Below are 14,715 nucleotides of genomic sequence, written 5' to 3'. Positions count from 1 at the left end.
TGTCGTTGCCATGTCCCAGACCACGCCCGCCCTGCTGCCCCGTCTCGTCCCCTTGCAGACCTGGCGTCCGCCGAAGAAGAACATCCCGCCGACGCCGATGCTGCGGCAGCGGATCCTGCAGGGGGTGCGGCATTATGTGGCCGAGTTCCAGCCGGTGCCGCCGATGCCGGTGAAGGAGCTGGCGGTGCATGCGGAGCGGGTGGTGTCGCTGCTTCAATGCGACCCGATCTACCGGGATTTCATCGGGGTGCTGATCAACAACGAGATGTGGCGGGAGCAACTGGCGCGGGTGCCGTTCGAGCGGCGGCTCCTGCTGTTGCCGAAGTGCCTGCGGGTCGAGAGCAAGTGTCCGGCGCCGTTCGATGAGTTCGGTCTGTTGTGCAAGCAGTGCGGGTTGTGTTCGATCCAGGATCTGACGATCGAGGCGGAGAAGCTGGGTTACGCGGTGCTGGTGGCGGAGGGGTCGGCGATCGTGATGAGCCTGATCCAGACGGGGAAGATCGAGGCGATCGTCGGGGTGAGCTGCCTGAGCGTGCTGGAGCGGGCGTTCCCGTACATGGAGGCGGCGGCGGTTCCCGGAGTGGCGGTGCCGTTGCTGCAGGACGACTGCATCGACACGAACGTCGATCTCGACTGGGTGTGGGAGTACATCCATCTGACCGACGACGACAAGACGATGCGGATGGACCTAGGGGCGTTGCGGGAGGAGGTGGACTTCTGGTTCACGCCGGGATCGCTGGAGATTCTGATGGGGCCGGCCCAGGGCGAGACGGAGCGGGTGGCCCGCGAGTGGCTGATGCGGGCGGGCAAGCGGTGGCGTCCGTTCCTGACGGCGGCGACGTACCAGGCGTTGCGGGACAATCCGGGCGAGGCGTTACCGGGCGACCTGCGCAGCGTGGCGGTGGCGGTCGAGTGCTTTCACAAGGCCTCGCTGATCCACGACGACATCGAGGACGGCGATCTGGTGCGGTACGGACAGCCGACGCTGCATGCGGAGTACGGGGTGGCGCAGGCGTTGAACGTGGGGGATCTGCTGATCGGCGAGGGGTATCGTCTGCTGGCGGCGTGTGATGCGGCGCCGGCGGCCCGGTTGGAGATGGTCCGGGTGGCGGCGGAGGCGCAGCGCGAGTTGTGCCGGGGGCAGGGGGCGGAACTGGCGTGGGCGCGGTCTCCGGAGCCACTGACCCCGGTGCAGGTGGTGGACATTTTCCGTCGGAAGACGGCGCCGGCCTTCGAAGTGGCGTTGCGGCTTGGGGCGTTGTACGCGGGGCATCACGAGGAGGTGTCGGAAGTGCTGGGCAAGTACAGCCGCTCGCTCGGCATCGCCTACCAGGTGCGGGACGACCTCGAGGATCTCGATGGCCTGGAAGGGACGGATGTGACGGGGTTGCGTCCGAGCCTGGTGCTGGCGGTGGCGCGGGACCGGGCGCAGGGGGAGGACCGCGAGATTCTGGACCGGCACTGGCGGCGGTCGCCGGACCACGATCCGGCGGGGGTGTTGGAACGGGTGCGGTCATTGAAGGCCGATGAGCGGTGCCGTCATCTGCTCGAGAGCTACAAGGAGGAGGCGGTGCGGTCGCTGGCCGCGCTGGAGCATGCGAGTCTGAAGGGGCTGCTGCGGCGGACGCTCGGGAAGATCTTCAACGACGTTGAGATCAAGGGGTGGTGCAAGGAGCATCAGCAGGGCGCCGGCGGGGCGGCGGCGCCGGGGTCGGAGCCGACGACAGCGGCGGCGGTGGCGGCGACGGAACCGGTCCGCGCTTGAGTCTCCGGCTTCAACTGCTTCAGGTGGCGCGGCTGGCCCCCCGACTGCTGGGCGAGGGGACGGACTTGGTGCGGGCGTTTCTGGAGAGCCAGTGGACTGCGGAAGGGGGTGCAAGGGACCGGGCGGGGCGGGCGGATCTGTATTACACCATCTTCACGCTGGCGGGATTGGAGGCGTTGCAGGCGGAGATTCCGCGGGACCGGGTGACCGGGTATCTGGAAGGGCATGGGGATGGGGAGGGGTTGGACTTCGTGCATCTGGGGGCGCTGGCGCGGTGCTGGGCGGCGGTGGGATTGGAGCGGTTGCCGAAGGATCGGGCGGGGGCGCTGTTGGAACGGATCGAAGGGTTTCGCAAGCCGGACGGCGGGTACGAGGGGGATGCGCGTCTGGGGCACGGAACGGCGTACGGAGCCTTTGTGGCGTTGGGGGCGTATCAGGATCTTGGCGGGACGCCGCCCCAGCCCCTGCGCCTGATCCAGGGACTGCGAGCGCTGGAATCGAAGGACGGCGCGTGGAGCAATGTGCCGGGTGCGGCGGTGGGGGCGACCAATGCGACGGCCGGGGCGGTCACGTTGATCCGGCACCTGGGGTTGCCGGTGCCTGACCGGATCGGGGACTGGCTGCTGCAGAGGTGTCATCCGCAGGGCGGGTTCGTGGCGGTTCCCGGGGCGCCGATTCCGGATCTGCTCTCGACGGCGACGGTGCTGCATGCGCTGGCGTCGATGGATCGGCGGCTGACGGCACGGTTGCACGAGGGCTGCCTGGACTTTCTGGACACGCTGTGGTCGGCGGAGGGTGGATTTCACGGGCACTGGGCCGACGATCATCTCGATTCGGAGTACACCTTTTACGGGCTGCTGGCCCTGGGGCATTTGAGCCTGTGACGGCCGCGCTGCGGGAGCGGGCGGAAGGGGTGCTGGACCGGCTGTGCCGGGTGCTGGTGGGTGAGCTGGGGCAGCGGGACCACTGGGTGGGGGAACTTTCCGGCAGCGCCTTGTCCACGGCGGTGGCCACCATTGCGTTGGGCGAAATCGATCGGCGGACCGGTCGCACCGGGCACGCGGGTCTGGTGGAGAACGGGCTTCGCTGGCTGGCGGACCATGTTCATGCCGATGGGGGCTGGGGCGACACCCTGCGCAGCCGCAGCAACCTGTCCACCACGGCGCTGGGGTGGGCGGCCTTCGGGGCGGCCGGGGCGGATGCCCGGTATCCGGCGGTGATCCGGGCGGCGCACGGATGGCTGGAACGGGCGGCGGGCGGGCTGGACGGGCTGGTGCCGGCGATCGAGGGGCGTTACGGGAAGGACCGCACCTTCTCGGTGCCGATCGTGCTGACGCTGGCGTTGTCGGGGCGGCTGGGGGCCGGCGGGTGGAGGCGGGTGCGTCCGCTGCCGTTCGAGCTGGCGTCCCTGCCACGGTCATGGTTCGGGGCGCTGCAACTGCCGGTGGTCAGCTACGCCCTGCCGGCTTTGATCGCCCTGGGTCAGGCGATCCACCATCACGCACCCAGCCGATGGTTACCGGTGCGATGGCTGCGTCAGGCGGCGGTGAACGGGACCCTGCGGCGCCTGGAGGGATTGCAGCCGGAGAACGGGGGATTTCTCGAGGCCACGCCGCTGACGGCGTTCGTGACCCTGAGTCTCGCCTCGATGGACCGGCCGGATCATCCGGTGGCGAGGCGGGCGGCGGAATTTCTGCGGGCCTCGGTGCGGGCCGACGGGAGCTGGCCCATCGACACGAATCTGGCGACGTGGGTGAGCACGCTGTCGGTCAAGGCGTTGCCGGCCCTGGGCGACTGGCTGCCGGAGGCGCGGCGCGAGCGTCTGCGGGCATGGCTGTTGGGGCAGCAGTATCGGCGGGAGCATCCTTACACCGGCGCGGCACCGGGCGGGTGGGCATGGACGGATCTGCCGGGCGGTGTGCCGGATGCGGACGACACGGCGGGGGCGCTGGTGGCGCTGCACCGGTTGGGGGCCGATGACCGGGCGACGCGGGAGGCGGCGGAGCGTGGGGTGGGGTGGTTGCTGGATCTGCAAAACCGGGATGGCGGGATCCCGACGTTTTGCCGCGGCTGGGGGGCGCTGCCGTTTGACCGGAGCGCGCCGGAGTTGACGGCCCATGCGCTGCGGGCGTGGGGGTGTTGGGAAGGATGTCTGGGTCCGGCCATGGCGGCGCGGGTGGCGCGGGCCCGGCGGCGGGCGCTGCGGTATCTCGTCCGGTCCCAGCGCGAGGATGGCGCATGGTTGCCGTTGTGGTTTGGCAATGAGCATGCGCCGGGCGATGCGAATCCGGTGTACGGGACGTCGCAGGTGCTGACAGTGCTGGGTTCCGGGAGGGAGCAGGGGGAGGGCGTGGCCGGGATGGTGCAACGGGGTCGTGCGTTTCTGGTGGCGGCGCAGGGCGGGGATGGCGGTTGGGGTGGGGCGCCGGGGGGACCTTCCACGATCGAGGAGACGGCCCTGGCGGTGCGGGCCTTGAGCGGGTTGGGGGAGGGGCGGGGGGAGGTTGAGCGGGGCATGGCGTGGCTGGTCGGGCGACTGGCCGGGGATGCCATGCCGGAGGCGAGTCCGATCGGGCTGTATTTCGCCAGGCTCTGGTACTGGGAACGGCTTTACCCGGTGATTTTCGCGGTGGACGCGCTGCGATGCGGATTGGCGGGGCCGGGGACGCCCGAGCGTCCGGGTTTCAGCGGGGATCAGGGCGGCCGGGTGCGGGTGTAGGGTTCCTCCTCCCAGTTGTTGGCGGGCCAGAAGAAGCTGTCCACCGAGCCATCATGCCGGAGGGCGAGGTCGCGCACATTGGTGCGGCGGGTGAAGGATCCGGCCCGGCTGGTCCATCCGCTGAAGAGATGGCGGTGCCAGGGACAGGCGGCGACGATGAAGCGGGGTCCCCAGCGGGCGATTTGATCGGCCAGCCAGCGTTGTCCTTCGGGGAGAAGCTGCTGCGCGGGGCCCATGTGGTAGGCGTAGCTGGTGGTGAAGTCGCCGGGGGCACCGAAGTATTCCCAGCCGAGATTGAAGGGGATGTGGCCCCGGGTGCGATCCGAGAGGCAGATGAAGACGTTGGTGGTGCCGAGGTAGCGGGGGCCTTCGAGGTAGTTGCTGGCGAGGACGCCTGCAAAGCCGCTGCGGCGTCCGGGATACACGAGAAAGAGGGGGGGCTTTTCGTTGTGATCGTCCTGGTAGAGCCGGATGCCGATTCCGACCTGGCGCAGGTTGCCGGTGCAGTGCATGCGCCGGGCCATTTCCTTGGAGCGGGCCAGCGTGGGCAGCAGCATCGACGCCAGGATGGCGATGATGGCGATCACCACGAGGAGTTCGATGAGGGTGAAGCCGCGGAGTGCGGGGTTGGGCGACCTCGGGTGCATGGGCTGAGGTTGATCCCGGGGCGGGGGGTGGCAAGGGGGGAAACCTGAAGGCTGAAACCTGAAGGCTGAAACCTGAGACCTGAAGACTGAAACCTGAGGCCTGAAGGCGGAACCATGAGCGGGGGCGGTGCATCCTGGAATGGTGGGGGAGGAGGCAGCGTTGGCGGTTTGCAGCAAGAAACGGGCAGGCTTGGGCTAGAAACGGGAAGCGATGGGGTCGGGGGGCCGGAAGGGTGACGGGGTATGATCCGTGGCCGGGAGCGAGCCCGGTCGAGCGAACAGACGAACTGTACCCGACGATGAACGATCCTTTTCCACGAGAGCCCATGTCGGCGGCGAAGGCCGAGGTTGGGGAGGGTGCGGCGGGGAGTCCGCCGGAAGATCGGCGGGGCTTTTTGTTCCGGGTGGCGCGACCGGTGGCGGGGGTGGCGCTGCTGGGGGTTACCATGATGGCCTGGCGGGGCACCGGGGCGGGCGCGTGTGAGCGACGGGCGGTGTGTGGCTTCTGCCCGGTTTCGGCGGGCTGCGAGCTGCCGGAGGCCCGGCACTGGCGTGGAGACGGAAGGGAAGGAGGAACCCCATGAAACGGCGGCGAGGCGAATCGCGACGGGACTTTCTTGGGCGCGGGTGGAAGGGGGCGGCGGTGGTGGGTGCGGCGAGCCGGGCGACGGCGGCGCAGGCCGGGGCGCGGACGGGTTCGGATCCGCTGCGGTATGATGTGGACCGTTGGCGCCGGGTGGATCCGGCGTGGATTCATTACGAGCGGGTGTCGGGGTTCCGGCTGGAGCAGGGGCCGGCGCGGCGGTTTGCCTGGGGACCGGATGGGCGGTTTCACGTGGCGACGGGGCGATCGGTGGACGTGTATTCGGTGGAGGGCCGGCGGTTGGAACGTCTGGCGATGGAGGAGTTGGTGCGGTGTGTGCGGGTGGAAGCGGACGGAACGCGCTGGGTGGGGTTGCGGGACCGGGTTGAAGTCTGGAGCGACCGTGGGCTGCGGGTGGCGCGTTGGGCGCCGGTGGCCGGGAAGCCGTTTCTTACGGGTTTGGCGGTGACCGAACAGGATGTCTGGGTGGCGGACGCAGGGAACCGGGTGGTGTACCGGTGCGACCGGGACGGGCGGGTGACGTTGCGCGTGGGGGAGCGAAAGCCGGAGGCGGGGATCCCCGGACTGGTGGTGCCGAGTCCGTGTCTGGTGGTCGAGGCCGGCGACGAGGGCGGGGTGTGGGTGAACAATCCGGGTCGGCACCGGGTGGAGGTGTACCGGCGGGACGGCGGGTTGGAGCGGGCGTGGGGACGGCCGGGGGTGGCCCTGGCGTCGTTCTGCGGTTGCTGCAATCCGGTGGCTTTGGCGCGACTGCCGGGCGGCCGGTGTGTCACGGGGGAGAAGGGATTGGCGCGGGTGAAGGTGTACGGACCGGAGGGGGACCTGGAGTCGGTGGTGGCGGGGCCGGATACGTTTGCGGGGGGCGAGGGGGACGGCCTGGGGGTGGGAATGCGGAGCGACGGGGACGACGGGGTGGATGTGGCGGTGGACGGTCAGGGGCGGGTGGCGGTGCTGGACCGGGTGGGGGGGACCCTTCAGATCTTTCAACGCCGGGCGGCGGCAGGGGAGGCGGCATGAATGGGGCCACTTTGCCGGCGGGTCCCGGGGGTGGATGGACGCCCACGCGGCGGGAGGTTTTGCGCACCGGGGTGCGGGTGGCGGGGTTGACCGGGGCGGCGGGGGTGGCGGGATATCTCAGTCATGGCAGCGCGAAGGAGGAGACCGTCTGGCAGATTGATCCGCGGAAGTGCGTGTGCTGCAGCCGGTGTGCGACGGACTGCGTGCTGGAGCCCTCGGCGGTGAAGTGTGTGAACTGGTTCCCGATCTGCGGGTACTGCGACCTGTGCACGGGCTATTTCGAGCCGCAGCCCAACTCCCTGAACACCGGGGCGGAGAACCAGCTTTGCCCGACCGGGGCGATCGTGCGGCGGTTCATCGAGGATCCCTACTTCGAGTACACCATCGACGAGCCCCTGTGCATCGGGTGCGCCAAGTGCGTGGAGGGATGCCGGTTGTTTGGAAACGGTTCCTTCCATCTCCAGGTGCGGCACGACCGGTGCGTGAACTGCAATGAGTGCGCCATCGCGCGGGTGTGTCCGGGCGATGCGTTTTACCGGGCGCCGGCCAGTGCGCCGCACCATCGATTCACCGGCTGAGCCATGCGCGCGATCCTGCTCATGGCGGTGCTGCTGGGGGGATGGGCGGCGTTGGAATGCGGCGCGGGGGAACTGCGGTTTCCGCCGCCGGATTTCGAGAGCGGGCACGTGATGCCGGAGACCGAGTATCCGTCGGCGCGGGCGGCGGCGTGGGCCTGGGTGGATGTGGCGGTGCTGCTGGGCGCGCTGGGATGGGCCACCTGGCTGGTGCATCGGGGGCGGTCGCGACGCGGGGTGGTGTGGGTGTCGGTGTTCTCGGTGTTGTACTTCGGATTTTTCCGCGAGGGATGCGTGTGTGCGATCGGGTCGGTGCAGAATGTGGCGCTGGCCCTCGGGGGACACGGGTACGCCTTGCCGGTCACGGTGGGGATGTTTTTTGCGGCGCCGCTGGTGTTCGCCCTGTTTTTCGGGCGGACGTTTTGCGCGGCGGTGTGTCCGCACGGGGCCCTGCAGGATCTGGTGCTGGTCCGGCCCGTTCGGGTGCCACGCTGGCTCGAGAGCGGGCTGGGCCTCGTTCCGTATCTCTTCCTGGGGGCGGGGGTGGCCTTTGCAGCGACGGGGGCGGCGTTTGTGATCTGCCGGCTGGACCCGTTCATCCCGATCTTCCGGACCAGCGGGGGGATGGGAATGGTGGTGACGGGGGGCGTCCTGCTGGCGGTGGGGATGTTTGTGGGGCGCCCGTACTGCCGATTTCTGTGTCCGTACGGAGCGCTGCTGCGTGTGGTGTCGGCGCTGTCCAAGTGGCGGGTCCGGGTGACGCCCGATGTCTGCACGTCCTGCCGGCTGTGTCCGGAGGCGTGTCCGTACGATGCGATTCGCGAGGCCGATCCGGTCCCGGCGCGGCCGGCGGTGCTGGGGCAGGCGCGGCGGCGGGTGGTGGGGTGGCTGGTTGGACTGCCCCTGTTGATGGCGGCGGGGGCGCTGCTGGGCGGATGGGCGGGCGGGGCGGCATCCCGGTTGGATCCGACCGTTCGCCTGATGGCCCTGCGGGCGGAGGTGCTGGGCGGCGGGACGACGGACGGCTGGCGGCATTCGGATCGGCTGGCGCTGGAGCGGGCGGACCGTGAGGCGGACGAACTCAACTTGCAGGCGGCGCAAACCCGGGAGCGTTTCCGGACGGCGGGGATCGGGTTCGGGGTGTGGAGCGGGCTGGTGGTGGGATGGCGGCTGATCAGCCTGGGGATGGTGCGGCGGCGCACCGAATTCGAGCCGGACCGGGCGGCGTGTGTGGCATGCGCCCGCTGTTTCGAGAGCTGTCCGCAGGAGCGGATCCGGCTGGGACTGGCTCCGGAACCGGTGTCGGTGGCGATGACGCCGCGGGTGTTGCCGGGATCGGTGGTGCCGGGGTCGAAAGCGGGCGGGTGCGGATGCGGAGGAACGCCATGAAGACCGGGACCCCGCTGCGCGAGCCGATCGAGGCGGTTTCCGGGGAGAGCCGCGACGTTTCCGGATCTGGAGACGTCTGGGGGCGGATCGCGTGGGTGGCGGGAGGTTTTGTGCTGACTATCGCGGCGGCGATGTTTCTTGGGCAATGGGTACAGCCACGGGAGGAACCGTGGAGTTCCGGGGAACTCGCCGCCGCCCTGATCCGGCTCGAGGAGGAGCCCAGGAACGAGGCGTTGAAGGAGCGGATCCGGGAGCTGGATGCGCAGCGCCGGGCCGCGTACTTCCGGCGCATCGAACGGAACCGGATGGGGACGGGTTTGTTGCTGGCGGGCGGGGTGATCTGGGTGCTGGCGGCGCGGCTGGGTTGGAAACGGAGCGCCCGGGCCATGCCGTTGCGCCTGGTGACGCCGGGGTCCGAACGGGAACGGGAACGGCGAGGGTCGGAGCGGGCCGTTCTCTGGGCGGGCGCCGGGGTGGCATCGATTCTGGCGATGGCGGGATGGTGGCATTCCGGGGTGGCGGAGGAAACGGCCCGGGTGACTCTGGAGGGGCAGGGTGTGGAGCTGGCTGGAGGAGCGGTCTCACCGGGCGTTCCGGATTCGGGCGAGGCGGAGGGATTGGCGGTGGGAAGCGAGGATGGGAACTGGCCACGATTTCTGGGGCCGGGCGGGGCGTTGACGGGTTCGGGCGAGCGGGTGCCGTTGCGCTGGGATCTGGCGGGCAGCGAGGGGGTGCGCTGGAAGGCCCCGGTTCCGCTGGCCGGTTTCAACTCGCCGGTGGTGTGGGGCGACCGGGTGTATCTGACCGGGGGCAACCGGCGTCAGCGGCTGGTTTTCGCGTACCATGCCGACACCGGGGAACTTCTCTGGCAACGGCCGGTGACACCCCGGGACCGGCCTGCGGAATCGATCGAACCCCCGGACATGAGCGGGGCGGCGGCGAGCACGGCGGCGACGGACGGGATGCGGGTCTATGCGATTTTCGCGACGGGCGAGCTGGGGGCGCTGGATCGCGACGGGAATCTGGTGTGGTTCCGACGACTGGATCTCGAGGAGAACGCCTATGGGCATGCGGCGTCGCTGGTGGTGTGGCGCGACCTGCTGTTTGTGCAGGCGGATCAGGGGCGGGCGGCGGACGGGTTGTCGCGGCTGCTGGCGCTCGACACGCGGACGGGGGAGGAGCGGTGGGTCGCCGGGCGTCCGGTGGCGTCGGGCTGGACCACCCCGGTGGTGGTGGAGGTGGGCGGGCGGGAACAACTGGTGCTGGCCGGGGATCCCTGGGTGATCGCCTATGCGCCCTCGAGCGGCCAGGAGTGGTGGCGGGCGCGGTTGCTTGGCAATGAACTGGCGCCGTCTCCGGTCCTCTCCGGGGACCGCATTGTGGTGGTGTCGCCGGAACGGATGATGGCGGCGGTGCGGGCGGACGGGAGCGGCGACGTGACGGAGAGCCACGTTGTGTGGCGGGAGGAGCGGGATGTGCCGGATGTGCCGACGCCGCTGGCGGCGGGGGACTGGTTGTTCTCGGTGGATTCGCACGGGCTGGTGATGTGCCGGGAGGCGGCGACCGGGAAGGTGTTGTGGGAGCATGCGTACCGAATGGAATTCCAGGCCTCCCCGGTGCGGATGGGGGATCGCATCCTGCTGCTCGCGCATTCGGGGAAGGGGATTGTCATTCAGGCGGCGGCGGTCTTCCAGGAACTCGCCACGTTTGAGGCGGGGGAGGAAGTAAGCGCGACACCGGCGTTGGCGGGGGGGCGGCTGTATGTGCGGACCCATCGGACCCTGGCCTGCATCGAAGGACCGGCAGAGAGCGTGGAGGGGACGCATGCGAACGGACGTTGAACATTTCGTCGAGGCCACCGTGGCCCGGTTGGGGCGAGGGCGGGAGGCGGTCATTCCCATCCTGCAGGCGGTGCAGGAGGAGTACCGGTATCTGCCGGAGGAGGCCTTGCGGCGGGTGTGCGAGATCAGTGCGATCACCCCGTCGCAGATCTGGGGCATCGCCACCTTCTACGACCAGTTCCGGCATCAACCGGTCGGCAAGCACATCATCCATGTGTGTCATGGGACCGCGTGCCATGTGACCGGTGCGGACCGGGTTGAGGACGCGTTGCGGCGGCACCTGCGGATTCCGGCGGGATCGGATACCGATCCCGAGGGGAAGTTCACGTTGGAACCGGTGGCGTGTCTGGGCTGCTGCACGCTGGCGCCGGTGATCCGGCTCGACGCGCTGACCAGCGGGATGGTGGATACCGAGCGGGTGCCGGCGGTGATCGAGGAGTTCCTGGAGATGGGGGTTGCCGGGCATGAGACCCACGAGGCGGGCGGGGTTCATCGTGGGGCGGGGGACGGGTTGGAACTGCCGGAGATCCGGGTCGGACTGGGTTCGTGCTGCCAGGCCAAGGGGAGCGACCGGCTGTTCGTGGAGCTGGACCGGGCGGCGCGCCTGGTGGGGGCCCGGGTGCGACTGAAGCGGGTGGGATGTGTGGGCATGTGCCACCGGACGCCGCTGGTCGAGGTGATGCGCCCGGGGCAACCGTCGCGGTTCTATGCCGGCCTGAAGCCCAACGAGGCGCGCCAGATGGTGCTCGAACACTTTCGTCCGCCGAGCCTGTGGCGGCGGCTGGCGAGGGGCGCGGCGCGGGTGGTGGACCGGGTGTTTCTCGAGGAGGACGACGACCCGGCCCATCGGTGCGCCCTGCCGCCGGACGACGGGGGGACGCGGGCGTTTCTGGGGCGCCAGGTGCATGTGGCCACCGAGCACTTCGGGAAGCTGGACCCGCTGGATCTCGACGAGTATCTCGGGAACGAGGGCTTCGAGGCGCTGCGGCGGTGTCTGATCGAGCGCGATCCCGAGCAGGCGATCGACCGGATCGTGCGGAGCGGGCTGCGGGGGCGGGGCGGGGCGGGCTACCCGACGGGGCCGAAATGGGCGGCGATGCGACGTCAGGCCGGGGAGACGAAGTACGTCGTTTGCAACGGGGACGAGGGGGATCCGGGAGCGTTCATGGACCGGATGCTGCTGGAATCGTTTCCGTACCGGATCCTGGAGGGGCTGGCGATTGCCGGGTATGCGACGGGGGCGCACGAGGGGATTTTCTACATCCGGCGCGAGTATCCGCTGGCGGTGCGCCGGGTGGGGGAGGCCATTGAAGCGATGGAACGGCGGGGCTGGCTGGGGGATCGGCTGATGGGAACCCCGTATCCGTTCCGGGTGCGGATTGCGGAAGGGGCGGGGGCATTCGTGTGCGGGGAGGAGACGGCGCTGATTGCGTCACTCGAGGGGCGTCGGGGGATGCCGCGGTTGCGTCCGCCCTTCCCGGTGGAGTCGGGTTTGTGGGGCAGGCCGACGCTGATCAACAACGTGGAGACACTGGCCTGCGTGCCATGGATTTTGCGGCGGGGCTGGGAGGCGTTTGCGGCGTTGGGCACGGAGGCGAGCAAGGGGACCAAGGTGTTTGCGCTGGCGGGTAAGGTGCGGCGCGGGGGTCTGATCGAGGTGCCGATGGGGACGACGTTGCGGGAGATTGTGGATGAGATCGGGGGCGGGGTGACACCGGGGCGGCGGTTCAAGGCGGTGCAGATCGGGGGTCCCTCGGGCGGGTGCGTGCCGGCGGAACTGGCGGACACGCGGGTCGATTACGAATCGCTGCGGCAGGCCGGGGCGATCATGGGATCCGGGGGGCTGGTGGTGCTGGATGACACCGACTGCATGGTCGATATCGCCCGGTACTTCCTGCGGTTCACCCAGGATCAGTCGTGCGGGAAATGCACCTTCTGCCGGGTGGGGACGCGGCGGATGCTGGACATCCTCGAGGCGATCTGCGCGGGTAAGGGGCGGCGCGAGCATCTCGATGAACTGGAACGGCTGGCGCGGTCCGTGGGGCAGGGGAGTTTGTGCGGGCTGGGGAAGACCGCGCCGAACCCGGTGATCACCACGCTGCGCCATTTCCGGTCGGAATACGAGGCGCACCTGGACGGGCGATGTCCGGCGGGGAAATGCCATGCACTGATCCGGTACCGGATCACCGACCGATGCACCGGCTGCACGCTGTGCGCGCAGCAGTGCCCGGTGAACGCCATTCCCGTCACGCCCTACGCAACGCACACCATCCGGCAGGAGGACTGCACCCGGTGCGACACCTGCCGCCGCGTCTGCCCGTACGATGCGGTGGAAGTCACCTGAGACAGGAACGACCCATGGCGACGATCCGATTCAGCATCGACGACCGCGAGGTGGAGGTTGAGGAGGGCCAGACCGTGCTCGACGGGGCGCGGCGGGCGGGGGTGGACATCCCGACGCTGTGCCATCTCGAACGGTGCGGCCCGCTGACCACCTGCCTCGCCTGCGTGGTGAAGGTGGTGGGCGAGTCGGGCTCGCGGATCGTCCCTTCCTGCGCCACGCGGGCAACCGAGGGTCTGCGGGTGCAGAGCGAGACCGCCGAGGTCCGGGAACTCCGGCGGTCCGCCCTGGAACTGCTGTTGAGCGATCACGTCGGGGACTGCCTTTCGCCGTGCAGCCGGATCTGCCCGCTCGGCCTCGACATACCGCGGATGCTTCGCGAGGTGCGGGATGACGCCCTGCCGCGGGCCCTGGCCACGGTGCGTGAGACCCTGCCGCTGCCGGGGGTGCTGGGACGGTTGTGTCATCATCCCTGCGAGAACGGGTGCCGTCGGTCGTCGTGCGACGGGGCGGCGGCCATTCGCGATGTGGAGCGGTTTGTGGCCGAGGCGCCACGGGATCCGGGGGCGGACGCGCTGCCGGTCTGCCGTCCGGCGAGCGGGCGGCGGGTGGCGGTGGTGGGGGCGGGGCCGGCGGGATTGGCGGCTGCCTGGCGCCTGGTCCGGGCGGGCCATGCCTGCGAGGTGTTCGACCGTGGCAGCCGGGTGGGCGGGACGTTATGGGAGGCCGTCGAGCGGGGAAAGTTGCCCGAAGCGGTGTTGCGCCGGGACGTGGCGGATTTGGAACGGTTGGGGGTGCGGTTCCGGACCGGCTGGGAACTGGGGCGGGAGGCGACCCTGAGCGATTTGAAGTCGGATCATGACGCGGTGCTCCTGACCGTGGGCACGCCGACCCGGGAGGCGGCGGAAGGCTGGGGGGTGGGGTGCGGGGCGGGGGGGATCCGGCTGTTGGAAGGCGAAGGATACCGGACGTGCGTGCCGGGTGTGTTTGCGGCGGGGAGCGCGGTGAAGGGGATTCCGCAGGTGGTGCGGGCGATGGCCGAAGGGCGCCGGGCGGCGGACGCCATCGACGCGGCCCTGGCGGGTCGGGCGTCTGCCGGCGGGGGGCGGGTATTCAGCAGCGTGATGGGCAGGCTGGAGGCGGCGGAGTTGCAGTTGTTCCTGGAAGGAGCCAGCGCCGAGAAGCGGATTCCGGTGGACGCCAGCGCGGTCTATGGCGCGGACGAGGCGCGTCGCGAATCGGCGCGCTGCCTTCATTGCGACTGCCGGGCCGCGGGGAACTGCCGGCTGCAACGGTACTCGGCGCTGTACGGCGCGGAATTCGGTCGGTTCCCCAGGCAGAGGCGGGCGTTCGAGCAGCAGCGTCACCCGGCCCGGGTGCTGTTCGAACCCGGCAAGTGCATCCTGTGCGGCATCTGCGTGGTGCTGGCGGAACGGGCGGCGGAACCGCTGGGCCTGACCTTCGTCGGGCGGGGCTTCGAAGTGCGCGTCGCCGCGCCCATGGGTGAGGGATTCGACCGGGGCTTGCAGAAGGCGGCCGTGGAATGCGCCGAGGCCTGCCCCACCGGGGCCATCCGGGTGGAGGACGGGGCGGGGGCGGATTCATGAGCTTTCGGGAGACGCGCGGCGGGCTGTCATCGAAGGGTGCAATGGAAGGAGGACTCGCGGAGCTCGTCCCTCCGAGGCGCTGTCTCCTCACCCACAATACCGGGATGCACCGCGACGCCTGGCGGCACCGAATCGCGGCTTGTTGGAATTTGCATAATTCATACTTTCTCCGGATGGAAGCGACCTTGACCGAGTTGCATCGATCCACCC

11 protein-coding genes are annotated in these 14,715 nt (G+C 69.8%); 10 read left to right on the top strand and 1 reads right to left on the bottom strand.

What is annotated here, in order from left to right; translation table 11 throughout:
- Nucleotides 1-10: 10 nt before the first annotated feature.
- The 3 genes from KF833_16990 to KF833_16980 are packed head-to-tail and all read left to right on the top strand — an operon-like array spanning nt 11 to nt 4,484.
- The gene (locus KF833_16990; GenBank protein ID MBX3747007.1) at nt 11-1,765 is read left to right on the top strand and encodes a polyprenyl synthetase family protein; all 1,755 of its coding nucleotides are present in this window, start codon (nt 11-13) and stop codon (nt 1,763-1,765) included.
- A complete protein-coding gene (locus KF833_16985) occupies nt 1,762-2,649 on the top strand; it encodes a terpene cyclase/mutase family protein (GenBank protein MBX3747006.1) in 888 nt (295 codons plus the stop codon). Before KF833_16990 ends, KF833_16985 begins: the two co-directional genes overlap by 4 nt.
- Nucleotides 2,646-4,484 (top strand): squalene--hopene cyclase, encoded by a 1,839-nt coding sequence (locus KF833_16980; protein MBX3747005.1) that lies wholly within the window; start codon nt 2,646-2,648, stop codon nt 4,482-4,484. Before KF833_16985 ends, KF833_16980 begins: the two co-directional genes overlap by 4 nt.
- On the opposite strand, the gene KF833_16975 is transcribed toward KF833_16980, so the two are convergent.
- Nucleotides 4,460-5,131 (bottom strand): type II secretion system protein, encoded by a 672-nt coding sequence (locus tag KF833_16975; GenBank protein MBX3747004.1) that lies wholly within the window; start codon nt 5,129-5,131, stop codon nt 4,460-4,462. The genes KF833_16980 and KF833_16975 overlap by 25 nt on opposite strands.
- A gap of 326 nt (nt 5,132-5,457) precedes the next feature.
- On the opposite strand from KF833_16975, the gene KF833_16970 reads away from it, so the two are divergent.
- Genes KF833_16970 through KF833_16940 form a run of 7 tightly spaced genes read left to right on the top strand, consistent with a single transcriptional unit; the run spans nt 5,458 to nt 14,505 of the window.
- Nucleotides 5,458-5,715 carry a hypothetical protein gene (locus KF833_16970; GenBank protein MBX3747003.1) on the top strand — a complete coding sequence of 86 codons (258 nt, stop codon included), beginning with the start codon at nt 5,458-5,460 and terminating at the stop codon, nt 5,713-5,715.
- Complete coding sequence (locus KF833_16965) at nt 5,712-6,752, top strand: hypothetical protein (protein ID MBX3747002.1); 1,041 nt, start codon at nt 5,712-5,714, stop codon at nt 6,750-6,752. Before KF833_16970 ends, KF833_16965 begins: the two co-directional genes overlap by 4 nt.
- Nucleotides 6,749-7,330, top strand: coding sequence for a ferredoxin (locus tag KF833_16960; protein MBX3747001.1), 582 nt, complete (start codon nt 6,749-6,751; stop codon nt 7,328-7,330). The genes KF833_16965 and KF833_16960 overlap by 4 nt, the downstream gene beginning before the upstream one ends.
- Before the next feature lie 3 nt (nt 7,331-7,333).
- Complete coding sequence (locus KF833_16955) at nt 7,334-8,716, top strand: 4Fe-4S binding protein (protein MBX3747000.1); 1,383 nt, start codon at nt 7,334-7,336, stop codon at nt 8,714-8,716.
- A complete protein-coding gene (locus tag KF833_16950) occupies nt 8,713-10,557 on the top strand; it encodes a PQQ-binding-like beta-propeller repeat protein (protein ID MBX3746999.1) in 1,845 nt (614 codons plus the stop codon). Before KF833_16955 ends, KF833_16950 begins: the two co-directional genes overlap by 4 nt.
- Nucleotides 10,541-12,901, top strand: coding sequence for an NADH-quinone oxidoreductase subunit NuoE (gene nuoE / locus KF833_16945; protein MBX3746998.1), 2,361 nt, complete (start codon nt 10,541-10,543; stop codon nt 12,899-12,901). Before KF833_16950 ends, nuoE begins: the two co-directional genes overlap by 17 nt.
- 14 nt (nt 12,902-12,915) lie before the next feature.
- A complete protein-coding gene (locus KF833_16940; GenBank protein ID MBX3746997.1) occupies nt 12,916-14,505 on the top strand; it encodes a (2Fe-2S)-binding protein in 1,590 nt (529 codons plus the stop codon).
- Nucleotides 14,506-14,715: the final 210 nt, after the last annotated feature.

The organism is Verrucomicrobiia bacterium, assembly GCA_019634625.1.
Lineage (GTDB): Bacteria > Verrucomicrobiota > Verrucomicrobiia > Limisphaerales > CAIMTB01 > CAIMTB01.
The sequence above is the reverse complement of the archived record's forward strand: the minus strand, read 5'-3'. Positions and strand labels throughout refer to the sequence as shown.